The following is a 23467-nucleotide window of genomic DNA, read 5'->3' as shown; positions in this document are numbered from 1 at the left end:
CCTCAGCTACGTGGGGCTTCCGGCAGGCCGCCATAGGCGGCCCAGGTGGTGCCTGCGATGTAGCCGGCATCGACCGGCAGGTTGATGCCGGTGACGCCGCTGCTCTGCGGCGAGAGCAGCCAGGCGATCGCCTGCGCCACTTCCATCGGCTCGACCAGCCGGTTCATTGCTGTCGGCCGTGCCAGCAGATCCTTGTCGAGGGCGCCCGATGCGATGCCGGCTTCGAGCGCGGCCGTGCGGGTGAAGCCGGGCGACACCGCGTTGACGCGGACGCCGGTGCGGCCCCATTCGGCGGCGAGCGTCTGCGTGATCTGGATGACGCCGGCCTTTGCCGCGGTATAGGCGTGGATCGGGCCCGACGTCATGCCGGCCACCGAGGCGACGTTGACGATCGCGCCATGCCGCCGCTTCGCCATTCCAATACCGACGCTGCGCGCAACCAGGAAGGTGCCGCGCAGGTCGATATTGACCTCGCGGTCCCATTGCTCCATCCGCACCCGCTCGATCGTGTGCATCTTGCCGAACACGCCGGCGGCGTTGACGAGGCCGCTGATCGGACCATGCGCAGTCTCGATATCGGCAATGCCCGCGACAACGGCGCTCTCGCTCGCGACGTCGAACGGCGCCGGCCACAGGACGGCGGCTGTTCCAACCAGCGGCTCGGGTGCGATGTCGACGATGACGACGCGATGCCCCTGATCGGCGAGCAGTGTCGCGGTCGCCGCGCCAATGCCGCGGCTGCCGCCTGTGACGAGGATTGTGCCCTCAGCGCTCATGATTTTCTTCCCTTGTCGCTGGTGGTGAACAGGCCGCGGGTGACCAGCTTTTGATAGGCCGTGATCACATAGTCGGGCACCGCGGTGACGCCGCGTTCGGAATAGGAGTAGCGGCGGCTGAGATAACCGCGCGCGCCCATCAGCACCTGGACGATGGCCTCGAATTCCTCGTCGCTGAAGGTGTTGGTCGCACCCGCAGCCCGCGCGCGTTGCAGGATCCGTACATAGGCGCTCGAGATGTTGTCGAAATGCTTCTGGTAGCCGATCGGCGCGAAGAATTCGGCCTCGTTGAGGATGCGCAGGAATTCCGGCACCTCGCGGATGAAATCGAAGAAGGCGCTGAAGCGCTCGACCTCCTGCCGGGCCTCGCTCGCGGTGCCGGTGCGCGCATGGATGAAGCGGACCATGTCGAGGCCGATCTTCGGCAGCAGCTGGTCGAGCAGCTCCTGGCGGTTCTCGAAATGATTGTAGAAGGTGCCCTGCGCGACGCCGGCGGCTTCGGTGATGCGCGCGACCGAGGCTTCGGCATAGCCGTATTTGCCGACGACCTTGGTCGCGGCGTCGAAGATCTTCTGCTTGGTCCAGGCGTTGCGCTCGACCCGGTTGAGTTTTGTCACTTTGGCGGATGTCGCTTGCGTCATGCGGTGGCCTCGAGTTCGGCGCGGAGCACGCGTTTGAGCACCTTGCCGGATGGATTGCGCGGCAGGCTGTCGCGGATGACGAGCTGCCGCGGCACCTTGAAGCCGGCGAGCCGTGTTCGGCAGAAATCGGCGAGATCGGGCAGGTCGAGCTTGGCGTCGTCGGCCAGCACCACGATCGCGACCGGCTTCTCGCCCCAGCGCGCGTCCGGCAGGCCGATCACCGCGACCTCGCGCACTTCAGGCATTTCGTAGATGACGCGCTCGACCTCGGAGGAGGCGATGTTCTCGCCGCCGGAGATGATCATGTCCTTCTTGCGGTCGGTCAGATAGAGGAAGCCGTCATCGTCGAGATAGCCGACATCGCCCGTGCGGAACCAGTCGCCGAAGAACGCGGATGCGGTCTTCTCCGGATCCTTCCAGTAGCCCTGCGTGACCTTCGGGCCGCGCAGGCAGATCTCGCCGTTCTGGCCGGCCGGCAGGCGCTTGCCGGCATCGTCGCGGATCTCGATCTCGACATGGGCGATGGCGCGGCCGGTCGAGCCGATCTTCTCGATCTCGCGGCCCGCGTCCATGAAGGTATCGCCGCCGCAGCTTTCGGTGAGGCCGTAGGCATCGATGTAGCGCGCGTTCTTGAAATAGTCCGAGAAGGCGCGGATGCGGAGCTCCGGCGTCTTCTCGCCGCCACCGATCGCCCATTGCAGGCTGGAGACGTCGTAGCGGTCGCGGTTCGGGCAGGTGAGGAGCGCCGTGGTCATGACCGGCGCGAACCATGCCGCGTTGAGTTTCTCCCGCTCGATCGCGGCGAGCGCCGGCTCGGGCTCGAAGGTTCGGTGAATGCACAGCATGCCGCCATGCCAGAGCACCGCGATGCCGGGCAGGTCGAGCGCGCCGACGTGATAGAGCGGGCCGACGACGAGCAGCCGCGTGTCGGCGTTGAGTCCAAGCACCAGGGTCTGGTCGGCGGACTTCCAGTAGATGTTCTCGTAAGTGAGCATCACTTCCTTGGGACGATCCGTCGTGCCCGAGGTGTACATCAGCCGCATCAGGTCGCGCGGCCGGCGCACATGGATCGGCGCCGGTGCGATGTCGGGCGCGAGGTTGGCGACGCTGGACTGCGCGACCTCATCGAGCAGCACGACGGGCGCGCCGGTCGCGATCGCGGCGAATTCCTCGTCGGCGACCAAGAGGCGCGCACCCGAATTGCCGACGATGTAGCCGACCTCGTCGGCCGACAGCCGATAGTTGATCGGCAGGAACACGGCGCCGATATGGCTCGTCGCGAACACCAGCTCGAGAAAGGCCGTGCTGTTCTTCATCAGCACGGCGACGACATCGCCGGGCGCGACCCCGCGCCCCGCGAGCCAGCCGCCGACCTGCCGGATCCGCAGATCAAATTCGGCGTAGGAGACGTCCTCGCCGCGATATTTCAGCGCACAGCGGTCCGGAGTCCGCCGGGCATGAAATGCGATGAAGCTGGAAAGGTTGATCATTTGCCGCTGGCGGGGCCGATTCCGGCGCCGTTTTCTCCCTAGATGAATTATGAGTCGTAATTCATCTTTGGCTTGACGTCACCCCCCTTGCTCTGAAAACATTGTGGTCATGGAGACGAAACGATCTCCGGCAGGGATTTTGGGAACGCGAACCCGACAGGGAGGGGAATGATGAAGAGGACCCGGAAACCGGGCATCACCCGGCGCTCGACGCTTGCGCTGATGGGCGCCGGTGCGGTGAGCTTTGCCGCGCCATGGGTGGCGCGCGCACAGGCCAAGACGATCAAGATCGGCATGCCGACCATTCTGTCGGGCCGCGTCGCGCAGCTCGGGACGTCCTCGCGCAACGCGGTGCTGCTGGAGGTCGAGAAGGTCAATGCCGCGGGCGGCCTTGCCGGACGGCAGATCGAAATGGTGATCCGCGACTCCAAGGGGCAGCCGCAGGAAGCCGCGCGCATCGCGCGCGAGCTCGTCAACACCGACGGCTGCGAGATGCTGCTTGACGGCGAAGCGTCCTCGGGATCGTTCGCGGTTCACGAAGTGGCGCGCGATCTCGGCGTGCTGTGCATCCACACCTGCTCGGAAGCGTCATCGCTGACCGCCGATCCCAAGCAGCACATTCCGAACGCCTTCCGCTGCGTGCGGCAGGGCATTCATGACTCTATCGTCGGCGCCAGCTACGCGGCACGGATCGCCAAGGCCAAGGGCCTGAAGAAATGGGCGACCTGTTCGCCCGACTACGCGTATGGCCGCGACACCACCGGCGAGTTCGTGCTGTATCTGAAGAAGTTCGCGCCCGACGTCGAGATCATCAGCGAGTCCTGGCCAAAGCTGTTCCAGCCCGATTACACCGAGGTGGTGACGAAGATCCTGCAGGCCAAGCCGCAGGCACTCTATTCCTGCCTGTGGGGCGGCGATCTCACCTCCTACATCGACCAGGCCAACATCTACGCGATGTTCACCCAGATGGAGGTGTTCGCGGTCAACATGGCCGACTACACTGCGCTCACGGTGGTGAAGAACCTGCCCAAGGGCATCCACTCCGGCGACCGCTACATCAAGACATTCCCGCCGACGCCTGAAAATGCCGCCTGGGGCGACGCCTACAAGGCCAAGTACAACGAGTATCCGACCAACTGGTCGTGGCAGAACGCCACGGCGGTCATGTTCCTCAACGAGGCCGTCAAGAAGGCGAACTCCACCGACGGCAAGAAGGTCGCGGAAGCGCTCACCGGCCTCACGATCAAGTGCCCGTTCGGCGCCGACGGCACCGTCACCATGCGCGCCGACGACCACACGCTGGTCGGTTACGCCATCGGCTGGGGCACCACGATCCCGCAGGAGCCCTACGTGCCCGATGTGAAGGCCGGAGACTGGAAGACCATCTTCGAGCTCGAAGCCGAGTGGAAGAAGAGCAAGGGCTACACCTGATCCGCGTGTGCGGCGGAGGCTGCAGCCTGCTGCCTCCGCCTCGCATCTGATGTTTGTCGCGCGCCGACGTTGCGGCCCGCCGTGATGGATGATTTTCCGTGGACCTCGACGCGCTCGCCAGTTGCCTCGCCAGCCCTGCTTGCCTGGTGACGCAAACCACCAGCGGCCTGATCATCGGCATGCTGCTGTTCCTTGTCGCCGTTGGGCTGACGCTGATCTTCGGCGTGCTCAAGGTGGTCAATTTCAGCCACGGCGCCTTCTATATGTTCGGCGCCTATTTCGCGATGACGGCCTATCAGCTCACCGACAGCTTCGCGCTGGCGATGCTGAGCGGCGCCGTCGGCACCGCAATCCTCGGCCTGATCTTCGAGCGCGTGTTCATGAGCCGGGTCTACGGCCGCGACGTCTTGATGCAGCTCCTGGTCTGCTACGCCTTCGTGCTGATCTTCGACGACGTGGTCCGCATGATCTGGGGGCCCGAATTCAGGTCGATGGGCATGCCGGCCGCGTTCCAGGTGCCGCCGCTGTTCATCGCCGGCGGCGTGGTACCGCCGTATTATCTGCTCTTGATCGGGGTGGCGCTCGCCGCAGCCGTTGTTCTCGGTCTGGGGGTGGCGCGCTCCAGGATCGGCAAGGTGATCCGTGCGGCCGCGCATAATCCCGGCATGGTCTCGGCGCTGGGGATCAATACCGGGCTGATCTATGGCGGCGTGTTCGCGCTCGGCGGCATGCTGGCGGGACTGGCGGGGGCGCTTGCTGCGCCGGTGCGCTCGCTGACGCCAGGCATGGGGTTCTCGGTGCTGATCGAGTCCTTCATCGTGACCGTGATCGGCGGCATGGGCTCGATCCTCGGCGCGCTGATCGGCGCGCTTTTGATCGGGCTGATCCGCTCGTTCGGATCGCTTGGCTTCCCGCTGTTCACCGAGGGCCTGATGTATCTGTTCATGGTGATCGTGCTGGTGTCGCGTCCGACCGGGCTGTTCGGCAAGGAGGTCGCATGACCGAATTGCAGGCCGGGCAGGGCACGCAGCCCCTCGATGTTGCCCGGATCGACGCCAGGCCGCAGCGTTACCGCGATGTGCTGATCGCGCTCGTGGCTTTTGTCCTGCTCGCGCTGCTTCCGGTGCTGTTCGGCAGCAAGCAGCTGCTCGACTTCGTGATCCGCTGCGCCGCCTATGGATTGTTCGCGACGTCGCTCAACCTTCTGGTCGGCTACACCGGACTGATCTCGTTCGGCCACGGCATGTTCTTCGGCCTCGGTGCCTATGGTTTCGGGCTGATGATGCAGAAGACCGGTGTGCCGATCCCGGTGGCCTTCGTCGCCACGCTGGCGATGACTCTGGTCGTTGCCGTCGTCATCGGCGCGATCTGCGTGCGGCTGAAGGAGATCTACTTCGCATTCGTCACGCTGGCATTCCAGATGCTGATTCACTCGACCATCCTGTCGTGGCAATCGCTGACCGGCGGCGACCAAGGCCTGCGCGGCGGGATTCCGCGGCCGCCGTTTCTCGGCATCGATCTGTCGAACCATCTGCATCTCTACATCACGAGCTGCGCCCTGCTGGTGATCGGCCTGCTGCTCATGCGCCAGATCGCGCAATCACCGTTCGGCTACACGCTGCGCATGATCCGCGACAACGCCACCCGGGCGAGCTTCATCGGCATCGATGTCTGGCGCGCCAAGCTGACGATCTTCGTGCTCGCCGCGCTGTTCGCCGCGACCGGCGGCATCATCATGGCGTTGTTCGTCTCCGGCGCCTATCCCGAATTTGCCTATTGGACGATCTCGGGCGAGGGCATCTTCATCAACATGCTCGGCGGCGTGACAACCTTCCTCGGACCGATGGTCGGCACGGTGCTGCTGCTGATCCTCAACGATACCGTTACCCGCCTGACCGAGTATCACGGCATCGTGCTCGGCATCGTGATCCTTTTCTTTGCCATTGGCCTGCGAAAGGGCCTGATGGACTTTGTCGTCGAATGGTTCGCGCAGCGTCGCGGAGAAGCCGGGGAGCGCGCGCCATGAGTGCACAGACGCGGATCAGCGTCGTTACCGGCGGCGCCAGCGGCATCGGCGCGGCGTGCGTGCGTGAGCTCGCGGCGGCCGGCGATCTTGTCGCCGTTCTCGACCGCGATCTCGCCAAGGCGCAGACGGTTGCGGCGGAAGTCGGCGGCAAGGCGTTCGCGGCCGATGTGGCGGACGAGCGCAGCGTCGAGGCCTGTGCGGCCACGATCGAGCGCGACTGCGGTCCGGTCGCGGTGCTGGTCAACAGCGCCGGCATCATCCAGGTGCCGGTCCGGCCGCACGATCTGCCGATGACCTCCTGGGACGACGTCGTGCGCGTCGACCAGCGCGGCACCTATGTCGCCTGCGTTGCCTTTGCGCGGCAGATGATCGCGCGCAAGCGCGGCAGCATCGTCAACATCGCCTCGATTGCCGGCATGCGCTCGATGCCGCTGCATGCCTATGCGCCCGCCAAGGCGGCGGTGATCGCCATCACCGAATGCCTCGCGGCCGAATGGGGGCCGTCCGGCATCCGCGCTAATGCGGTGTCCCCTGGCTATACGCTGACGCCGGCGTTAAAGAATGCCATCGATCGCGGAGAGCGGGATGTCTCGGCGCTGGCTGCCAATGCAGCACTTCGCCGCCTCGTCGATCCCTCGGAGATCGGCCGCGTCGTCGCATTCCTGGCCTCCGACGCGGCCTCGGCGATGACCGGCGCCAACGTGCCGGTCGATTGCGGCTGGCTTGCCGGCACATCGTGGAGCACGTATGGCGGTCTACGGGAGGCGAGTGGCTAGCCATGCTAGAGATTCGCGGACTCTCGAAATCCTTTGGCGGCGTCAAGGCGACCGACAACGTTTCGCTCGACTTCGCCGACGGTTCGCTCACCGCCGTGATCGGTCCCAACGGCGCCGGCAAGAGCACATTTTTCAACCTGATGACGGGCGCGCTGCAACCTGATGCCGGGCAGATCTTGCTCAACGGCGTCGACATGGCGGGCAAGGCCCCGCCGGAGATCGTGCGCCATGGCATCGGCCGCGCCTTTCAGGTCGCGAGCATCTTCCCGTCGCTGACGGTGGAGGAGACGATGCTGGCTGCAGTCTGTGCCGATCAGCGCCGCGCCGGCGTGATGCATCGCCGGTTTCCGCTGGCCGAGACGCGCGACCGCGCCGAGCATGCGATGGAGCTGCTCGGCCTCGCCGGTAAGCGCAACCGGACCGCGGCGACGCTGTCGCATGGCGACCAGAAGCTGCTCGATATCGCGCTCGCGCTGGTGCTCGAGCCCAAGGTGCTGCTGCTCGACGAGCCGACCGCGGGCATGGGTACCGAGGAGCGCTGGCGCATGATCGACAAGGTGCGCGAGCTCTGGGAAAAGCAGAAGATCACCGTCGTGTTCATCGAGCACGACATGGACATCGTGTTCAAGATCGCGCCCCAAATCGTCGTGCTGTGCTACGGCCGGATCCTGGCGACCGGGACGCCGGACGCGATCCGCAGGAACGATGCCGTGATCGAGGCCTATCTCGGCAGCGACGACCACGCGGGAGCGGTGGCATGAGCGCGCAGCCGGTGGTGCAGGTCGAGGACCTCGACGTCTATTACGGTACCAGCCAGATCCTGTTCGGCGTCGGCCTGTCGGTGCGGCAGGGCGAGACCATGGCGCTGCTCGGCCGCAACGGCGCCGGCAAGTCGACCACCATGAAGGCCATCATGGGACTGGCGCCGGCGCACCGCGGCAGGGTGACCCTGCGCGGCCAGGTGGTCTCGGGAATGCGGCCGCATCACATCGCGCGGGCCGGGCTCGGCTTCGTGCCGGAAGACCGCCAGATCTTTCCCGAGCATACCGTCGAGGACAATCTCGTCATCGGCCAGAAGAAGGGGCCCGATGGCGAGGACGAGTGGTCGATCCGCCGTGTCTATGACGTGTTCCCGCTGCTCGAGCCGTTGCGACACCGGATCGCCGGAAGGCTGTCCGGCGGCGAGCAGCAGATGCTGGCGATCGCCCGCACGCTGATGGGCAATCCGGTGCTGCTGCTGCTGGATGAGCCGAGCGAGGGGCTGGCTCCGATCATCGTGCAGCGCATTGGCGAACTGCTGCGGCAGCTCCGCGGCACCGGTGCCACAGTATTGATCGCCGAGCAGAACATGCATTTTTGCCTTGGCCTTGCGAGCCACGCGACGGTTATCGACAAGGGACAGATCGTCTACACATCCTCGATCGAAGAGCTGAAGGCCAACGACAACATCCGGCAGCGCTATCTGGCGCTGTAGGGCATGATCCGGGAAAAGCGCGCAGCGGTTTTCCCTCGCGACAAACGCGCAGCGTTTGCACGGGGATCATGCCCCAAGGACAAGGCTCTTCGACAGCGATGGGAGGACAAATGGCGGGCAAGCTGACGCCGACGCATGAAGCGCCGTATCGCGGGCTGAAGGTACTCGATTTCGGGCAGGGGATTGCCTCGCCCTATTGCGCGATGCTGCTCGGTGTCTACGGCGCCGACGTCATCAAGGTCGAGCCGCCGGAGGGCGACTGGTCGCGCTATCTCGGCACGACCTACGGCAATCACACGACGCTGTCGGCGGTCTACAACCGCGGCAAGCGCAGCCTGTGCCTCGACATGAAGCACAAGGACGGGATCGCGATCGCGCAGCGGTTGGCGCGCGAGGCCGACGTCTTCATCGAAGGATTTCGCCCGGGTGTCGCAGAGCGGCTCGGGCTCGGCTATGAAGGCCTGTCGCGCGACAACCCCGGCCTGGTCTATCTGTCGGTCAGCGGCTTCGGGCAGAGCGGCCCCTACGCCAAGCGGCCCGGCTCGGATTCGGTCGCGCAGGCGTTCTCGGGGCTGGTCTCGGTCAATCTCGGCGCCGATGGCGTGCCGCATCGGGTCGGCACCACGATTTCCGACGTCGTCACCGGCGTCTATGCGTTCCAGGCCATCGCCACGACGCTGTTCGCGCGTGCGACCGTCGGCACCGGCCGCTGGATCGACGTCAATCTCTGCCAGTCGACGTCGGCGCTGCTCGGTCACAAGGTGGCGGAGTTCATCCTCGAGGGCGGCGCGCCGCGCGCGCTGAACGTTCCGGCCGGCACCTACCAGACCCATGACGGCTGGATGATGGTCACCCTGGTGAACGAGCCGCAATACAAGCGGCTGTGCGGTGTGATCGGCCGTGAGGATCTCGCCGGCGATCCGCGTTTTGCCGACTTCGCCAGCCGCGCCGATGCGGCCGACGCGCTGATCCCGCAATTGCGCGAGGTGTTCCTGACCCAGGCGACGGATGCCTGGCTCACGCGGCTGCATGCGGCCGATATCATCGCCGAGCGGATCCTCAATCCCGGCGAATGGCTGCGCAATGTCCATGTCGAGGCGACCAGGGCATCGGTGCGCCAGGACACACCTGGCGTCGGCGCGGTCTATACGCCACGCACGCCGGGGATCGCGAGCCTGTCCGAGGATCACCTTTGCCCCGCGCCTGACGTCGGGCAGGATAGCCGCGCCGTGCTGACGGAGGCAGGCTTCGGTTCCGCCGAGATCGACGGCCTGCTGCTGTCGGGCGCCGCGCGGCAGGCCAAGAGCTAACGGGAGGCAATACATCATGAGCACCGACCTCGTTCGTTACTCGGTCACCGACCAGATTGCGGAGATCGTGCTGGATCGCGCGCCGGTGAATGCGCTCAGCATCCCCCTGATCGACGCGCTGCTGGCGGCGCTGGCGAAGGCGCGCGATGATGAGGCGGTGCGGGCTGTGATCGTCAGCAGCGCCCATAAGGTGTTTTGCGCCGGCCTCGATCTCGACATCGTCAGGGGCAAGCCCGCGATCGAGACCAAGACATTCCTCGAGCGGCTATACTTCGCGTTGAACGATACGCAGTATCGCATGGGCAAGCCGACGATTGCGGCGATCGATGGCGCGGTACGCGCCGGCGGCATGACGATCGCGATCTCCTGCGACATGATCGTCGCGGGCGACGGCTCGACCTTCGGCTATCCCGAGATCGATGTCGGCCTGATCCCGGCGATCCATTTCGTGCAGTTGCCGCGGCTGGTCGGAAAGCACCAGGCATTCGGCCCGCTGTTCCTTGGCGAGCCCTTTGATGCCGCGACCGCCTTTCGCATGGGCCTGCTCAGCGAGGTGGTGCCGAAGGGCACCGCGCTCGCGCGGGCTCGCGAGATCGCACGCAAGCTCGCGGCCAAATCGCCGATCGTGATGAAGATCGGCCGCGACGCTTTCATGCGCGCAGTCGATGCCGATTTCCGCCGCTCGGTGGAAAACACGGCGGAAAGCTTTGTTGTGGTCGCATCGACGGAAGACTGCCAGGAAGGGCTGAATGCGTTCGTCGAGAAGCGGACGCCCAACTACAAGGGACGCTAAATGGCTGGATTGTATTTCGAGGAGTTCGAGATCGGACAGGAATTCCATCACGAGTTCAGCCGCACCGTGACCGAGATGGACAACACCATGTTCAGCCTCCTGACCATGAACCCGCAGCCGTTGCATATCGACGCGCATTTCTCCGAGAAGACCGAGTTCGGCCAGCGGCTGTTCAACAGCCTCTATACGCTAGGCATCATGATCGGCATGAGCGTGTACGATACGACGCTGGGAACGACCGTCGGCAATCTCGGCATGACCGACGTCAAGTTCCCGAAGCCGGTGTTTCACGGCGACACGCTGAAGGCGCACACCAGGATCATCGGCAAGCGCGCCAGCAAGTCGCGGCCGACCCAAGGCATCGTCGAGTTCGAGCACACCATGACCAACCAGCGCGGCGAGGTGGTGGCGAGCTGCCGCCGCACCGGCCTGATGCACTGCAAGCCGAAGGCGTAAGCGATGCGATCGTTCCTGTTCGTTCCCGGCGACAGCACCCGGAAGTATGAAAGCGCGAAGAAGACCGCAGCCGACGCGCTGATCCTCGACCTCGAGGATTCCATCGCGCCGGACCAGAAGGTGGTCGCGCGCGAGATCACGCGCCAGATGCTCGATGTGCGCAACCCAGAGCAGAAGCTCTATATCCGCGTCAACGCGCTCGACACCGACCTGACGCTCGGCGATCTCGCCGCCGTGATGCCCGGCAAACCGGATGGAATCGTGCTGCCGAAGTGCGCCGGTGCCGCCGATGTCAACCGGCTCGCGCTCTATCTCGACGCATTCGAGGCAGCCTCTGATATCGCACAAGGCACCACGCGGATCGTGACGGTCGCGACCGAGACGGCGCGGGCGGTGCTGAAAATCCTCGATTTCGAGAACATGAGCCCGCGGCTATGGGGCATGATGTGGGGCGCGGAGGATCTCGCAGCCTCGCTCGGGGCAACGCGCAATCGCAGCGATGGCCGCTATCACTCGCCCTTCATCCTGGCGCGCGATCTCTGCCTGATCGGCGCGGCCGCCGCCGGCGTCGTCGCGATCGACACCATCGCGACCGACATCAACGATCTCGATGCCTTGAAGGCCGAGGCGGTCGCCGCACGCCAGGATGGCTTCCTCGCCAAAGCCGTGATCCATCCCAAGCATGTCGACGTCGTCAACGCGGCCTTCATGCCGACGGATGAGGAGATTGCATGGTCGGAGCGGGTGATCGCCGCGTTCGCCAATAACCCGTCGGGGGTCGCCAAGATGGATGGCAAGATGCTGGACAAGCCGCATCTGCGCGCCGCCGAGAAGATCCTGGCGTCGCGCAGGAAATAGTCGGCAGGCGGGCCGGACACCGCCATGTTGCGCGATAGTGAGGCGCGGCTGCGGCGGTCGCTGGCGATCGACTAACCGCAGGAATCAGGAATGAGCGACGGCCGACTTGCCGTCCTGCTGCTTTGACCACGAGACGTAGTAGGCGACGGCCGTCATCGCCGCGATACCGGCGATGCTGACCGCGACCTGCCTTGCCAGTGAGTATGGGCCCGTAATCAAGATCAGGTGCGCAGCGAATGAGAGGAAGACGCCTGCACAGAACACGGCGAGCCATTCCTCGCCGCACTTGATGATCGGCTGCAAGGCGGGAGATCGCAGGTATTCCCAATCGCGCGGCACCAGCCACGTGAACAGGAACGTCAGGGTCAGGAAGTGCAGGATGCGATGAGGTGCGACATCCTCCCGGTCGTTTGGCGGCAGCATATCGCTCAGCCCGCTCGGCATCATTTGCGCGAGTGCCGGGATATCGCTGCTCGAGACGATCGTCAGGGCGAACAGCAGATACAGCAACGCCATGGCGCGCAGCGCGGGAGCCGCCTGCATCGCGCGGATCGCGGGCGTATATCGCGTGCCGATCAGCGCGAGCCAACCGCCCATCACGAACAGCAATTGCCAGCAGAACGGATTGAGGTACCAGTCGCCATACGGATATGACGACAGGTTCCAGTCGAGCAGCCGGCCGGCCGCATAGAGGGTCACGGATGCGACGACCGTCACGTTCGGCACGTACAACAGCCCGAACACGATGATGGGCTGGAACGCCATCAAGGCAATGGTGAGTTGCAGCACGTCGAGATTGAGCGGCTTGGCCTGCAGGAACAGGCCGTAGATCAACGTCCGGATCGGGTGGTCGATGAATCCGGTGATGTTGAACTCGCTGATGATCTCGGGCGCCGCGGTCCGGGTGGCGACATAGCTGATCAACTCGACATAGATCACGAACAGAACGATATAGGCGGCATAGAGCTGCCATACGCGCTTGAAGATGCGGGTTGCGGCCACCAGGAATCCGCGTTCCAGCGTCATCCTGGCGTAGATGAGCGTCACGGCGTAGCCGCCCACGAACACAAAAAGGTCGGTTGCGCCGCTGAAGCCGAAGTTGCGCATGGTCAGCGCGCCGACAACGTTGTGCGGAATATGGTCCAGAAACAGAAACCAGTTTGCGATGCCAAGCAGCAGCGCGATCCTGAGATCGCCATCGGCTTTCGCGATCTCGGCGTTTGTTGTCGAAGTCATCTGAAGCTGAAATTTGCCGGCCCGAGAAACGAATCGCTAATCTAGAGGGAACCCGCGCCTGGTCCGAATAGACTTTGCGTGAACCCTATCTAGTCCGTTTCGGGTTCCGGCCAAGTGGCCGGCTCAAGAAAGATCACGTTTTCGCAATCAACTCGTGAGCGGTGTCAGACCGGCTCGTGTTTGCGCAGGTCGCGGGCGTGATCGAGCGTATTGGCTTGCAGGTTCGCGCCGGTCACGGGGAGCTCCGGCAAGGCGGCCTCGGCCAGGAGATCGTCCGTGACATCCTCGACCGAACGCTCGGCAATCTCGTGAATGAAGCTGATGTTCGCATATTCTCCCGAGGCGATTCGTGAGACGACGTCGCGTCGTGTCATTTCGGGATCGACGATCGCCTCGCGGCCACGGCGGCCATAGTCGATCATCACGACGAAATACTGCATTGCCTGATCGTTCGATGTTCTGACTGTCACCGGGCATTATTTCCGATAATCGGAAGTATGTCAAGGTGAATTGTTGAAAACCGAAATTCACGCATGCATAGCCGGACCGATTCGGCTCGAAGGCGTCCGAATCGGTCCGGCCGGTCCCTGAAGCAACACGGTTACTTCTCGGACGATCGCCCGCCCTGAGTCCGGGCAGATTTGCGACCCTTCGCCGCCGACTTGCCGCGCAGCCTTTCGATCTGGCCGCGGGGCAGGGTGACGCAGATTTCGCCGATCCATTCGAGCTTTACGCCGTTGATCGGCTTGGCATTAAAGCTCTTGAGGTTGACGGTGCCGGACGAACTGCCGCGTTCGATCGTCTTCAGATACCGCTCGCCGCTCTTCAGCCGGACCGCGGCTTCCTCTCCGTAGAAGCTCGACAGCGGATAGCGCTGCTCGCGATACACCACGATGACGTCGCCGTTCTCGTATTTCGGCAGCATCGAATCGCCCGAGACCTCGAAAGCGACGGTCTCCTCCGTCACCGGGAACGGAAGCTCGATTTCGCCGAGCCCCTCCGGCGGGACCTGCTCAAGCTCCGGCTGGATCGAGGCGCCGGCGCCGACCCGGCCCACGATCGGCACCGAATTCAGCTCCAAATACTCCATGATCGGGGCAATCTCGGATGCCTTGATCAACCTTATTCCCGACAGGATTTCGGAGACGGCCCCAGCCCGAACCCCCATCGCGCGGGCAAGCCCGCCTTTGCTCTTCCCGGTCTTTTCCAGTGCTCGTTCGATCAGTGCCGCGTCCAGCATGTTTCATCCTTTCCCAAACCCGGACACACTATATCCGTTACGATTATCAGAAACAAGCTTGACTTTTTCTTCGGAATATCGGAAGGTATGCGAGGCGCCGGCGGAATGACAGAAATGGGAATTTGGAATGGAAACGATGAACTGGCTGCCGGAGCATTCGGCAGCCTTGCAGGACCTCCGCGCCCGCGGCTTGTCCTATTCGGAAATCGCTGACACGATCAACGCTACCTTCAATACGGCCTATACGCGCAACGCGGCGCTCAGCCGAGCGCAGCGCATGGGGTTGGTGGGCCTCGAAAGCCTCGAGCCGTCCCTGCCGGAGCTCCCAAGGATCGGGCGGCTGCGTGAAGGGCGCGCCGAACTGACGCCGGATCTGCTTAACGGGCCAAAGATCTTCACTGAAGCGATCCTGAAGCCACGGCGGGGCCGGTATTGAGCGCCGCCTGGCTTCAAGCCATCGGGGCCGGTTGAGGCAGTTCATCACCTGACCGACGGACATCGGTCCGCAACCGCGATCGCGCGGAGGCCTCCGCGCGCCTATCATCAGAAATCTTAGAGGTTACTAATGCCGCGAGCCAAGCGCCGGAAGCCGTACGATCCCGTCGGAGCGCGCGAAGCGGTCAATGCGTGACGCGCATGGTTGGGTGGTTCGTAAAAAAGCTGTGACTGCAATAGCTGTGACTGCACTAATAGAGGGGGAAAGCGAGCGGGGCTACGGCTTAGGGTCGATATGTCAGGTAAACTGCCTATCACGTGATTAGCATCCTCAACCACGCTGACGAGGCTGCTGCGCTTTGCTATTGTTTTTGCGGAGAGAAGCGCGGGAGCAGCCTTATGGTGCACGCTCTCATTGTACACAAGGACCGGCTGCCTCAGCCGCAAAAGATGCATCAAGCGGCACAATATGTCCGCATGTCCACCGACTACCAGAAATACTCTATCGAAAATCAGGCGGTGGTTATCGCGGCCTACGCCGAGCTTCATAAACTCACGATCGTGCGCACCTATCGCGATGAGGGCGAAAGCGGCCTGAAGATCGAGAATCGAACTGGCTTGACCGAACTGATTGACGATGTTCAGTCCGGTCGAATTGAGTTTGGTCATTTGCTGGTATTTGACATCAGTCGATGGGGGCGCTTTCAGGACGTTGATGAGAGTGCGCATTACGAGTTCATATGTCGAAAGGCCGGCGTCAAGGTTGCCTATTGCGCCGAGCAATTCGACAATGACGGCAGTCTCCTTTCGAGCATAGTTAAGAATATCAAGAGGGTCATGGCGGCAGAGTTCAGCCGGGAGCTTTCGGCCAAGGTTCTTGCAGGAGCTTTGCGTCTGGCAAGTCGCGGGTTCAAGATGGGTGCCCCGGCACCTTATGGTCTAGAGAGGCGACTCGTTGACGATAAATATAGGCCGAAAGGTGTTCTGAAGAGCGGCGAGCGAAACTCTCTTACCACAGACCGTGTCACACTCGGGCCAGGCTCAAGAGATCAAGTCGACGTCGTGAAGTGGGTATTCGATGAATATCTACGATGCAAATCGCAGGCGGAAATCGCGCGAGAGCTTAACCGAAGAGGCGTCCTTACGAACCGAGGATGCCGATGGCAGCAAAGTGCGATAAGTGGACTTCTTCATAACGAAGCGTATATCGGCAACTCCATCTACAATCGTGACACTGCGAAACTAGGAGCGAAGCGAACGCACAATCCGAGAGAGCTCTGGATCACACGTAAGGGCGCGATCGAGCCAATCATCAAGCGTGATGCATTTCTGCGCGCAAAAAAGGCGATGGAGGAGCGTTGCGTTCGTATTTCCGAGAAGGAGATGCTGGTGCGCCTTCGTAAGGTCCTGATGAGGAACGGCAAGCTCAATGCTTCGATTATTGATGCAAGCCCCGGTTTACCCTCGCTCACCACGTATCTAGTTCACTTTGGCACGCTTCGAAATCTCTATCGATTGATCGGCTACACGGGCAACCAAGACCGCTTCGACAAGCTTGATGCGCACAGAAAGTGGGTCAATTTCCACCTCGACAATGCCAACCGTCTTCGCGAAGCCTTTGAGGATGCGGGTAGGCGCGCCACATTTGACCAGTCGATGGAATGTTTGCGGATAGATTACGCTGTAAATATCTGCTTCCGATTGGCCAAGTGGCGCAAGTATGGGCGCCAACCGCTACGCTGGGCGATGATTCGTCCCGTAGCAATGCAGAAGGGGTGGGTTGTTGCGTTAAGGATGGGAGAGAACAACGAGGCGGTCCTGGATTATCTATTATTGCCGTCGGCGTCGCTTTCGGTAAAAAGCCCCGTATTCTCTTTTTCTGAGGACACGCGCGCGGCCCATAAAATCGAGCGCTTTCAGACTTTCGACGCACTGTCTCGGTCGCTCGTAGAGCGCGTTTGCGAGGGAGCAAGCAAAATAAAGCAAGCCAAAACGGGCCCGAGCGGCAGGTAGTGCTCGACTGAACAACGTTGTAAGCACCTGCACTCACCACGATGATGACCAAGCGCAGTGGGCTCGCTTATGAGACCACCGCTCGGGCATGTACGCTCGCAAGCTCCCCAAACTCTTTTGCCAAGATGGTCCGAAGATCCATTGTGGTCGACGTCAGTAACAATGCGCGGATTGCCCTGGTTGCCCCAACCCTGCTGCCACAAAAAATCATTCAGCGTCGTAGGACTGAGAGCTAGCCAAGTATTGAGCATGAAAGGTGATATCTGAAGTCAGAAGCGAGCTTCCAGATGTTGATGGCCGCCTGCGACGCGAGCCGATTACGGGGGGACGTCATCAGGCGACGCTGCCGCCTGAATCGCATCAGCTCGGCGCCGACGGTTCGGGGCTGGTTCACGATGTCCTGATCCTCGGCATGACCATGGAGCAGGTTTGACAGCGGCGCTGACTGCGTACGTGGCGCTGGCAGGACTATTTGCGCGCGGTCGGGAGGGGGGCGGCCAGGCTGTGTCGAAGATGGTCGACAGCGGCGCAGACTCTCATGTAACTTCCGTCGCGTCGACGACCCGACCGCATTCGAGGCCTCTCGCGCGGGAAGGGTCTGGTACGTCCACGCAAGGGAGTTCGCCGCGGCTACGCACCTGTCTACATCTTCTCTGCATCACGAACACCACGAGCAACGTGGATCGATGCCGACGCGGAGCCCAATCAAAATAACCCAAGGGAGAACCGATCGATGAATCACACTGGAAACTGCTTTTGTGGCGCCGTCGAACTCAAGGTCAGCGGGGAGCCTGAGGCAATGGGCTATTGCCACTGCCGTTCATGCCGTTCCTGGTCCGGTGGTCCGGTGAATGCGTTCAGCCTCTGGAAGCCCGAGGCGGTCGAGGTCACCAAGGGCGCCGACCACATCGCGACATTCGAGAAGACCGCGATGAGCCAGCGCAAATATTGCACAAAGTGCGGCGGTCACCTGATGACCAACCACCCGACGCTCGGGCTCGTCGACGTGTTCACCGCAACGATCCCGACGCTGAAATTCAGCCCAGGCGTTCACGTCAACTATTCCGAGGCAGTGCTGCAGATACGCGATGGCCTGCCGAAGTTGAAGGATTTTCCGGCTGAGTTCGGTGGCTCCGGCGAAATGATCGCCGAATAGCTCGAAGGCTCCCCATCACGAAAGCGGGTGGCGGCGGCGTGCCGCCACCCGCCTGCGTATGGGCTCGGCGCCCCACAAATCGGTATCCGGCAGGCTTTCTTCGTATGCGAGGCGTCCGACCATGTCGGCGGCCGCCGGGTCGTCTTTGGGCCATCGACAGCCATGTCGGACGAAGGTCCCGCCCTGCAAAATCCGGGTTTGGTTTTGCTGACGAGCTTCCGCTAAAAGGCGAGCAGTGCCGATCGTGGCAGGGACCGTCGTATTTCGCCTGACAAAATAACAGAGGAAGCGTCAGACCATGACCAGACCAGAATTGCCGGGGCGCACGCCGCGCGAGGAGGGAGTTCCGACGGCGCTCGACGGCCTGCTGGTCGTCGACTTCACCCGTGTCGTGGCCGGCCCGGCCTGCACGCAAACGCTGGCCGACTTCGGGGCCGAAGTCATCAAGATCGAGAATCCGGACGGCGGTGATGACACGCGCGCCTATGAGCACGCCGAAATCGGCGGGGAGAGCGCGGCGTATCTGAGCCTCAACCGCAACAAGCGTGGCATTGCGCTCGATTTCAACAATCCGGCGGCGCTCGAGGTCGCGCGCGCGTTGATTGCCAAGGCCGACGTCGTGGTGGAGAATTTCTCCGGCGGCGTGATGAGGAAATTCGGTCTCGATTATGCGTCGGTGGCGCCGACCAACCCGCGGCTGATTTATTGCTCGATCTCCGCCTACGGCCGCAAAGGCGATTTCGCGCTGCGCCCGGGCTTCGACCCGATCACGCAGGCCGAAAGCGGCTTCATGTCGCTCAACGGCTTTCCGGATGGTGAGCCGGTGCGCACCGGGCCGCCGATCGTCGACATGGCGACGGGCATGTCGGCCTGCAACGCCATCCTGCTGGCGCTGATTGCGCGCGATCGGCTCGGTCGCGGTCAGCAGGTCGATGTCGCATTGATCGACACCGCGGTGTCAATGACCGGCTTCTACGGCATGGCCTATCTCATCAATGGCAATAATCCCGGCCGTTTCGGCAACTCTCCGAACGGTTCGCCGACCGTGGGCGTCTACCGGGCCTCAGATGGTCCGCTCTACATGGCCTGCGCCAATGACCGGCTCTATCGCCGACTCGTCACCGACGTGCTGGAACGTCCGGATCTCGTCACCGATCCCGAGTTTGCTCACCGCAAGGCGCGCACGGCCAACAAGGAGAAGCTGCGCGCGATCATTGCCAGCGTGTTTGCGGGCGACACGCTCGAGAACTGGATGGCGAAGATGAAGAAGGCCAACATTCCGGTTGGCTATCTGCGGACGGTCGAGGAGGGGTTCAACGCGCCCGAGGTGCGCGACCGGCATCGCCTGAGCAGGATTGCGCATCCAACCGCCGGCTCGGTGCCGAACATCGAGTCGCCGGTCAATATGAGTCTGACGCCGACCGTTGATCCTGTTGCGGCTCCGCTGCTCGGTCAGCATACCAAGGACGTGTTGAGCAGGACGCTCGGCTACGACGACCGGCGCATCGCCGCGCTGGCCGAGGCCGGCGCGTTCGGCAAGGCAGGTAACACCGGTTAGGGCCTTTTCCGTTCCGATGGAATCGGAACGGGACTCTGGCTCCAGTTTGACGCGTTTCCTTGACGCGAACCGGTATCCGCTTCGCTCGAAAACGCTCCAGCGTGCTCAGCCTGCACAAAGATCAACTATTCGCAAAACAACTTGACCGCAGGCGAGAGGAAAGCCTCTCGCCTGGCGAGATGTCTTTCAGGCGTCACGGGCCCCGGCGCGTCGCCCGCGGCCTTGGAGCCGGTCCGTTTCGGGAACTCAGTTCGGCTTGCTGCGCAAGTTGTTCCTTGGCATACTTTCAACTTCCTCGGGCTCCGCCCGATCAATCTCGAGGCGTGCCATCCGGAGGATGAGGGTTGCCGTGGTCAGGCCGAGGCGTTCGGCCTCTTGTGCTGCGGTGTCGACCTTCTGGGCCAAGCCTTCACGTTTACCTGGGTATGCCATTCGTAATCCTCACTTAAGGTGCGAGATGAAAAATCCCACATACGTTGCGGAGCTGCAGAAGAAGCTCGGAGCTCCATCGAGCGAAACACTGGAAAGCCTGCGACTGTTGAAGGCTTTCCTTCGACTTGCGCCCGACCAGCGTTCCGAGGTCATCGAGCTGGTCGAACGTTTGGCGGTTGAGCCGCCGCGCGATCCCTCACTGTCCTGAGTGCTCGCAAATCTTCCTGTGCGTCAGTTGTTCATTGGCTTGGCGGGCTGTTGCGTCGCGATCACGTAGATCGCGCCGCCCTCGAGCGCTTCGGACTGATGCAGGGTGCCGGCTGGCAGCAGGATGGTATCGCCGGCGCCGACCACCCGCTCGCCGCCATCCCAGATGAAGTTCAGCCGGCCGCTGATGATCATCAGGATCTCGTCGACTGGATGGGTATGAAACTGATGCACCTTGCCGGCCGCATCATGCTGCAGCTCGACCGAGCCCTGGGCCGGGAGCAGGTTCAGGATCTCCGGGTCGATGGCAAATTCGGTCTTCGTGCCTGCGATGATCTGGGTCATGCTGCCTGCTCCTTGTTCGCGATCGGTGGTGTCTTGTTCTGCGCGAGCTTGGCGAAGGGGCAGCCCGAGCTCGCGTTGTTGTCGTCGTGCAGGAAGTACTGCAGATACTCGCGGCCGTCGGTTGCGCCGTAGCGGCCAAGAAGCGGAGAGGGGCTCGCGCTGTCGTACGGGATCAGGCGCTTGCGCACCTCCGCGAACGCGGCGTTCGCAGCCTTCTCAGTCCCGAGGATCTTCTCGAACACCCAGCGCGGCTGGAACGTGAGCATGAAGGCGCTGGACCGGCGGCTCTGCCGCATCACATGCGCGGGCGTCGTGCAGACCACGAAGATCGGCTCGCCCGCAAATGAGAACTCCCACATCGGGTGGTCAATCTGTTCCGGAATCTCTGTTGGCCACGGGTTCTTGTCCAACCGCGCGAGCTGATCGAGCGTCAGCCACATCTTGCGATAATAGGCATCGAGCGTCTGCACCGGGCGAGGCCGCGTGAACACGATCAACGAGGTATTGGGACCGAATGAGCGCGCCTGCGAGACATATTGCCCGAGTTGCTCGCCCAGCACTGCTACATCATACGGATCGAGGAAAAGGTAGCGGAGCTGATCCTGGCGATGTCCGGTCACGCCGAACACGCAAGGGAACGGCCTTGCCTCGCTGCTCATCTGCGCTTCAAACTCGGAGAACATCACGCTCTGCCAGCTGCTGACCAGAAAGTTTGACGCGACTTCGCCTTTTCTCAAGAACAAGCGCTCCATAACACCCCCTACACTCATAACGACACTAACGAGCTATCAACTTCCTTCTCATCAACAGCGGCCCGGCAATGCCCGGCAGCGACATGAGAAGCAGAATGACAATCAAGGCGCTGTAGCCGCCGTCGCCGATCGCGGCCGTGTTGTGTACGGCGTCGGTCCCCGAGGCGTTGCTGGCGGCGAGCATCGCGAAGCCGATGATGGGCTGCGAGATGCCGGCGAAAATTCCGGCGGCCGTGGTGTTCACGGATGCGCCCACACCGATCAGATCGGCGGTGTAGAGCTTCTTGACGCATTTCAGCACCAGCGGGACGGTGCCGCCGGCGACGAGCCCCAAGGCAGTGAACACGACGGTGACGTAGGCGAGACCAAACGTCTGGGCAATCGGTGGCAGCAGCATCGCGATCAGCAGCATGCGCAGCACGCAAATGCCGATCAGCGCGCGATCGAGCGCCGCCGCGGCGCGATCGGCGGCGTGACCCAGGAAAATCGAGCCGAGCGCATTGCCGATCATGAAGGCGAGCAGGGGCGTGCCGGCCGCCGTCGGGGAGATATGGAAGAAGTGCGCGACCATCGGAATGCCCCAGACGCCCGACAGCGTCGTCACGACCGCGAAGTGCGACGCAAACGTCATTGCGCAGCCCCAGTTCGCGACATGGGCCAGCGATCGCCGCGCGGCGATCACCACGCCCTTCAGCGTCTTGTTGCTGTGCGAGGCCGGATCGGGCTTGAGCGCAAGCTTGGCGAAAGCGAGGTTGGCGAGGCCAATGCAGGCGATGAACAGGAAGCAGGCCCGCCAGCCGAAGCCTGAGACCGCAGCTGCAAGCGGCGTGGTCGCGATCACGCCCCCGACATAGCCGGAGACCTGCGAGATGCCCGACATCATGCCGAACCGCTCATCCGCGAAGCTCTGTGCCACGAGCTTCAGGAGTGCGGTGAAGACCAGCGCATCGCCGCAGGCGACGATCAGGCGCGCAACAAAAACGTCGAGCAGGTTCGGTGCCAGGGCGAACGCGGCGCTGCCGAGCGAGGAGGCGATCATGCTGACGAGGACGACGCGCTTGACGCCGTAACGGTCGACGAGAAGGCCTGCCGGAATCTGCATCAAGGTGTAGCCCCAGAAGTAGCTTGAAGCGAGCATCGCAACGCCGGCCGCGTCGGTGTTGAAGTCGTGCATGAAACTGAGGCTGACCGACTGCGGCGATACGCGCTGCAGGAAGGCGATGGCGTAGGCGATGGCCACCGCCGTCCACGCGAGATAGGCGCGATCGGTGAAGCGCGACGTCGGGGCATAAACAGCTTGTTGTCCGAGCATCGACATCACACCCTCGCGTAACCCACCGAGAAAAGGGCATCCGCAGAATTCGGAATCTTCCGCGACATCGCGGCATCGACCAGCGACGCGGCGCCATGATAGGCCTGCCGATGGTGCTTAATGTGGCCGTAAGCGCCACGCATGATCATGTCGGGCAGTTCGAGCGGCTTGCCCGGATAGAGCGAGGTGCACATCTCGATACAGGCCGCCTGCAGGGCGAGATCCTGCGTATCGTCGAGTAGAGATGGAGTCACTTTTTCGCAAATCTTAGCGTTCGCTGCCCAGACGATCGGGTTGCGGGTTCGCCAGCCGTAGAGCACGTTGCCCTCAGCTCTCGCGGCGGCGCCGGAGCATTTCAGGACTTCCGATGTGAAGAAGCCGTAGAAGCCGCGGCCCTGGTGTGCCGGGAGCACTTCAGTGCCGCTGCGATAGATTCCAAGTCCGGCCGACATCTCCAGGATGCGGTAGACGGAGAAGGCAATGAGGCCGGACCGATCATAGACGAGGATCAGGCTATACTTCTTGTCGAAGGGCGAGGAGGTTGCTGTCCAGTGCGGCTCGGTGGCCTGCCAGTTGACGGCAATGATGCCGTTCATGGCGTCCATCAGCGGCTGACGGTCGCAGGCTTCGACCCGGGAGGCATCGGGTAGACTGTAGATCGCGTAATCCGTCCAAGGCGATTTGATCGCCTCGTATCCGCTGCCCAGATTTCGCGACATGGCAGAACTCCAGAATTCCAATGCGAGCTAT

General features: G+C 62.8%; 26 protein-coding genes. 15 read left to right on the top strand and 11 right to left on the bottom strand.

Features of this window, described 5'->3' with window-relative positions; genetic code table 11:
• Positions 1 to 2 precede the first annotated feature (2 nt).
• Genes PMN64_RS09060 through PMN64_RS09050 form a run of 3 tightly spaced genes read right to left on the bottom strand, consistent with a single transcriptional unit; the run spans position 3 to position 2907 of the window.
• Complete coding sequence (locus PMN64_RS09060; protein ID WP_304496300.1) at positions 3 to 776, bottom strand: SDR family NAD(P)-dependent oxidoreductase; 774 nt, start codon at positions 774 to 776, stop codon at positions 3 to 5.
• Entirely contained in the window at positions 773 to 1417 is a 645-nt protein-coding gene (locus PMN64_RS09055) for a TetR/AcrR family transcriptional regulator (RefSeq protein WP_028343196.1), read from the bottom strand. Before PMN64_RS09055 ends, PMN64_RS09060 begins: the two co-directional genes overlap by 4 nt.
• Positions 1414 to 2907 carry an AMP-binding protein gene (locus PMN64_RS09050; RefSeq protein ID WP_411780446.1) on the bottom strand — a complete coding sequence of 498 codons (1494 nt, stop codon included), beginning with the start codon at positions 2905 to 2907 and terminating at the stop codon, positions 1414 to 1416. Before PMN64_RS09050 ends, PMN64_RS09055 begins: the two co-directional genes overlap by 4 nt.
• 171 nt (positions 2908 to 3078) lie before the next feature.
• Between PMN64_RS09050 and PMN64_RS09045 the strand changes: the two genes are divergently transcribed.
• From PMN64_RS09045 to PMN64_RS09000, 10 genes are all read left to right on the top strand, one after another.
• The gene (locus tag PMN64_RS09045) at positions 3079 to 4338 is read left to right on the top strand and encodes an ABC transporter substrate-binding protein (RefSeq protein ID WP_411780445.1); all 1260 of its coding nucleotides are present in this window, start codon (positions 3079 to 3081) and stop codon (positions 4336 to 4338) included.
• A gap of 98 nt (positions 4339 to 4436) precedes the next feature.
• Positions 4437 to 5339, top strand: a complete 903-nt coding sequence (locus tag PMN64_RS09040) for a branched-chain amino acid ABC transporter permease (RefSeq protein ID WP_411780444.1) — start codon at positions 4437 to 4439, stop codon at positions 5337 to 5339.
• Positions 5336 to 6364: a branched-chain amino acid ABC transporter permease gene (locus tag PMN64_RS09035; protein WP_069275404.1), complete on the top strand. Its 1029-nt coding sequence runs from the start codon at positions 5336 to 5338 to the stop codon at positions 6362 to 6364. The genes PMN64_RS09040 and PMN64_RS09035 overlap by 4 nt, the downstream gene beginning before the upstream one ends.
• A complete protein-coding gene (locus tag PMN64_RS09030; protein WP_411780443.1) occupies positions 6361 to 7140 on the top strand; it encodes an SDR family NAD(P)-dependent oxidoreductase in 780 nt (259 codons plus the stop codon). The genes PMN64_RS09035 and PMN64_RS09030 overlap by 4 nt, the downstream gene beginning before the upstream one ends.
• A 2-nt stretch (positions 7141 to 7142) precedes the next feature.
• Positions 7143 to 7901 (top strand): ABC transporter ATP-binding protein, encoded by a 759-nt coding sequence (locus tag PMN64_RS09025; RefSeq protein WP_411780442.1) that lies wholly within the window; start codon positions 7143 to 7145, stop codon positions 7899 to 7901.
• The gene (locus tag PMN64_RS09020; RefSeq protein WP_075968245.1) at positions 7898 to 8614 is read left to right on the top strand and encodes an ABC transporter ATP-binding protein; all 717 of its coding nucleotides are present in this window, start codon (positions 7898 to 7900) and stop codon (positions 8612 to 8614) included. Before PMN64_RS09025 ends, PMN64_RS09020 begins: the two co-directional genes overlap by 4 nt.
• 110 nt (positions 8615 to 8724) lie before the next feature.
• Positions 8725 to 9924, top strand: a complete 1200-nt coding sequence (locus PMN64_RS09015) for a CaiB/BaiF CoA transferase family protein (RefSeq protein WP_411780441.1) — start codon at positions 8725 to 8727, stop codon at positions 9922 to 9924.
• Between the two features lie 16 nt (positions 9925 to 9940).
• The gene (locus PMN64_RS09010; protein WP_411780440.1) at positions 9941 to 10717 is read left to right on the top strand and encodes an enoyl-CoA hydratase/isomerase family protein; all 777 of its coding nucleotides are present in this window, start codon (positions 9941 to 9943) and stop codon (positions 10715 to 10717) included.
• A complete protein-coding gene (locus tag PMN64_RS09005; protein WP_016847346.1) occupies positions 10718 to 11173 on the top strand; it encodes a MaoC family dehydratase in 456 nt (151 codons plus the stop codon).
• A gap of 3 nt (positions 11174 to 11176) precedes the next feature.
• The gene (locus PMN64_RS09000) at positions 11177 to 12031 is read left to right on the top strand and encodes an HpcH/HpaI aldolase/citrate lyase family protein (RefSeq protein WP_411780439.1); all 855 of its coding nucleotides are present in this window, start codon (positions 11177 to 11179) and stop codon (positions 12029 to 12031) included.
• A gap of 84 nt (positions 12032 to 12115) precedes the next feature.
• On the opposite strand, the gene PMN64_RS08995 is transcribed toward PMN64_RS09000, so the two are convergent.
• From PMN64_RS08995 to PMN64_RS08985, 3 genes are all read right to left on the bottom strand, one after another.
• Entirely contained in the window at positions 12116 to 13267 is a 1152-nt protein-coding gene (locus PMN64_RS08995) for an OpgC domain-containing protein (RefSeq protein WP_028343186.1), read from the bottom strand.
• A 164-nt stretch (positions 13268 to 13431) separates the two neighbouring features.
• Positions 13432 to 13707, bottom strand: coding sequence for a hypothetical protein (locus tag PMN64_RS08990; protein ID WP_038383504.1), 276 nt, complete (start codon positions 13705 to 13707; stop codon positions 13432 to 13434).
• 161 nt (positions 13708 to 13868) lie between these two features.
• Positions 13869 to 14507 carry a helix-turn-helix transcriptional regulator gene (locus tag PMN64_RS08985; RefSeq protein ID WP_304496288.1) on the bottom strand — a complete coding sequence of 213 codons (639 nt, stop codon included), beginning with the start codon at positions 14505 to 14507 and terminating at the stop codon, positions 13869 to 13871.
• Between the two features lie 127 nt (positions 14508 to 14634).
• Between PMN64_RS08985 and PMN64_RS08980 the strand changes: the two genes are divergently transcribed.
• From PMN64_RS08980 to PMN64_RS08965, 4 genes are all read left to right on the top strand, one after another.
• Positions 14635 to 14943 carry a GcrA family cell cycle regulator gene (locus tag PMN64_RS08980; RefSeq protein ID WP_411780438.1) on the top strand — a complete coding sequence of 103 codons (309 nt, stop codon included), beginning with the start codon at positions 14635 to 14637 and terminating at the stop codon, positions 14941 to 14943.
• A 398-nt stretch (positions 14944 to 15341) separates the two neighbouring features.
• Positions 15342 to 16955 carry a recombinase family protein gene (locus PMN64_RS08975; RefSeq protein WP_411780437.1) on the top strand — a complete coding sequence of 538 codons (1614 nt, stop codon included), beginning with the start codon at positions 15342 to 15344 and terminating at the stop codon, positions 16953 to 16955.
• A gap of 733 nt (positions 16956 to 17688) precedes the next feature.
• Positions 17689 to 18111 carry a GFA family protein gene (locus tag PMN64_RS08970; RefSeq protein ID WP_026193083.1) on the top strand — a complete coding sequence of 141 codons (423 nt, stop codon included), beginning with the start codon at positions 17689 to 17691 and terminating at the stop codon, positions 18109 to 18111.
• A 298-nt stretch (positions 18112 to 18409) separates the two neighbouring features.
• On the top strand, positions 18410 to 19669 hold the full coding sequence (locus PMN64_RS08965; RefSeq protein WP_411780436.1) for a CaiB/BaiF CoA transferase family protein: 1260 nt from the start codon (positions 18410 to 18412) through the stop codon (positions 19667 to 19669).
• Between the two features lie 246 nt (positions 19670 to 19915).
• On the opposite strand, the gene PMN64_RS08960 is transcribed toward PMN64_RS08965, so the two are convergent.
• On the bottom strand, positions 19916 to 20074 hold the full coding sequence (locus PMN64_RS08960; RefSeq protein ID WP_225645895.1) for a hypothetical protein: 159 nt from the start codon (positions 20072 to 20074) through the stop codon (positions 19916 to 19918).
• 52 nt (positions 20075 to 20126) lie between these two features.
• Here PMN64_RS08960 and PMN64_RS08955 point away from each other — a divergent pair, with 52 nt between their 5' ends.
• Positions 20127 to 20309, top strand: a complete 183-nt coding sequence (locus PMN64_RS08955) for a hypothetical protein (protein WP_016847357.1) — start codon at positions 20127 to 20129, stop codon at positions 20307 to 20309.
• Between the two features lie 23 nt (positions 20310 to 20332).
• On the opposite strand, the gene PMN64_RS08950 is transcribed toward PMN64_RS08955, so the two are convergent.
• The 4 genes from PMN64_RS08950 to PMN64_RS08935 all read right to left on the bottom strand — a co-directional run bounded on the left by PMN64_RS08950 (position 20333) and on the right by PMN64_RS08935 (position 23457).
• Positions 20333 to 20653 (bottom strand): cupin domain-containing protein, encoded by a 321-nt coding sequence (locus PMN64_RS08950; RefSeq protein ID WP_411780435.1) that lies wholly within the window; start codon positions 20651 to 20653, stop codon positions 20333 to 20335.
• A complete protein-coding gene (locus PMN64_RS08945) occupies positions 20650 to 21336 on the bottom strand; it encodes a YqcI/YcgG family protein (RefSeq protein WP_411780434.1) in 687 nt (228 codons plus the stop codon). The genes PMN64_RS08950 and PMN64_RS08945 overlap by 4 nt, the downstream gene beginning before the upstream one ends.
• Positions 21337 to 21430: 94 nt before the next feature.
• The gene (locus PMN64_RS08940) at positions 21431 to 22723 is read right to left on the bottom strand and encodes an MFS transporter (RefSeq protein WP_411780433.1); all 1293 of its coding nucleotides are present in this window, start codon (positions 22721 to 22723) and stop codon (positions 21431 to 21433) included.
• Complete coding sequence (locus PMN64_RS08935; RefSeq protein ID WP_411780432.1) at positions 22723 to 23457, bottom strand: hypothetical protein; 735 nt, start codon at positions 23455 to 23457, stop codon at positions 22723 to 22725. The genes PMN64_RS08940 and PMN64_RS08935 overlap by 1 nt, the downstream gene beginning before the upstream one ends.
• Positions 23458 to 23467 lie beyond the last annotated feature (10 nt).

This window comes from Bradyrhizobium sp. UFLA01-814, assembly GCF_046718885.1.
Taxonomy (GTDB): domain Bacteria; phylum Pseudomonadota; class Alphaproteobacteria; order Rhizobiales; family Xanthobacteraceae; genus Bradyrhizobium; species Bradyrhizobium elkanii.
Note: the sequence above shows the minus strand (reverse complement) of the source record. Positions and strands in the feature narration are given on the sequence as shown.

Bases quoted from the DNA above. Each gene is read 5' to 3' on its own strand.
- PMN64_RS09020 (WP_075968245.1), top strand. From the start codon at position 7,898: ATGAGCGCGCAGCCGGTGGTGCAGGTCGAGGACCTCGACGTCTATTAC.
- PMN64_RS09045 (WP_411780445.1), top strand. From the start codon at position 3,079: ATGAAGAGGACCCGGAAACCGGGCATCACCCGGCGCTCGACGCTTGCG.
- PMN64_RS09030 (WP_411780443.1), top strand. From the start codon at position 6,361: ATGAGTGCACAGACGCGGATCAGCGTCGTTACCGGCGGCGCCAGCGGC.
- PMN64_RS09010 (WP_411780440.1), top strand. From the start codon at position 9,941: ATGAGCACCGACCTCGTTCGTTACTCGGTCACCGACCAGATTGCGGAG.
- PMN64_RS09000 (WP_411780439.1), top strand. From the start codon at position 11,177: ATGCGATCGTTCCTGTTCGTTCCCGGCGACAGCACCCGGAAGTATGAA.
- PMN64_RS08990 (WP_038383504.1), bottom strand. From the start codon at position 13,707: ATGCAGTATTTCGTCGTGATGATCGACTATGGCCGCCGTGGCCGCGAG.
- PMN64_RS09060 (WP_304496300.1), bottom strand. From the start codon at position 776: ATGAGCGCTGAGGGCACAATCCTCGTCACAGGCGGCAGCCGCGGCATT.
- PMN64_RS08940 (WP_411780433.1), bottom strand. From the start codon at position 22,723: ATGTCGATGCTCGGACAACAAGCTGTTTATGCCCCGACGTCGCGCTTC.
- PMN64_RS08955 (WP_016847357.1), top strand. From the start codon at position 20,127: ATGAAAAATCCCACATACGTTGCGGAGCTGCAGAAGAAGCTCGGAGCT.
- PMN64_RS09005 (WP_016847346.1), top strand. From the start codon at position 10,718: ATGGCTGGATTGTATTTCGAGGAGTTCGAGATCGGACAGGAATTCCAT.
- PMN64_RS08970 (WP_026193083.1), top strand. From the start codon at position 17,689: ATGAATCACACTGGAAACTGCTTTTGTGGCGCCGTCGAACTCAAGGTC.
- PMN64_RS08985 (WP_304496288.1), bottom strand. From the start codon at position 14,507: ATGCTGGACGCGGCACTGATCGAACGAGCACTGGAAAAGACCGGGAAG.
- PMN64_RS08975 (WP_411780437.1), top strand. From the start codon at position 15,342: ATGGTGCACGCTCTCATTGTACACAAGGACCGGCTGCCTCAGCCGCAA.
- PMN64_RS08950 (WP_411780435.1), bottom strand. From the start codon at position 20,653: ATGACCCAGATCATCGCAGGCACGAAGACCGAATTTGCCATCGACCCG.
- PMN64_RS08965 (WP_411780436.1), top strand. From the start codon at position 18,410: ATGACCAGACCAGAATTGCCGGGGCGCACGCCGCGCGAGGAGGGAGTT.
- PMN64_RS08980 (WP_411780438.1), top strand. From the start codon at position 14,635: ATGGAAACGATGAACTGGCTGCCGGAGCATTCGGCAGCCTTGCAGGAC.
- PMN64_RS09050 (WP_411780446.1), bottom strand. From the start codon at position 2,907: ATGATCAACCTTTCCAGCTTCATCGCATTTCATGCCCGGCGGACTCCG.
- PMN64_RS08945 (WP_411780434.1), bottom strand. From the start codon at position 21,336: ATGTTCTCCGAGTTTGAAGCGCAGATGAGCAGCGAGGCAAGGCCGTTC.
- PMN64_RS09015 (WP_411780441.1), top strand. From the start codon at position 8,725: ATGGCGGGCAAGCTGACGCCGACGCATGAAGCGCCGTATCGCGGGCTG.
- PMN64_RS09055 (WP_028343196.1), bottom strand. From the start codon at position 1,417: ATGACGCAAGCGACATCCGCCAAAGTGACAAAACTCAACCGGGTCGAG.
- PMN64_RS09025 (WP_411780442.1), top strand. From the start codon at position 7,143: ATGCTAGAGATTCGCGGACTCTCGAAATCCTTTGGCGGCGTCAAGGCG.
- PMN64_RS08995 (WP_028343186.1), bottom strand. From the start codon at position 13,267: ATGACTTCGACAACAAACGCCGAGATCGCGAAAGCCGATGGCGATCTC.
- PMN64_RS09035 (WP_069275404.1), top strand. From the start codon at position 5,336: ATGACCGAATTGCAGGCCGGGCAGGGCACGCAGCCCCTCGATGTTGCC.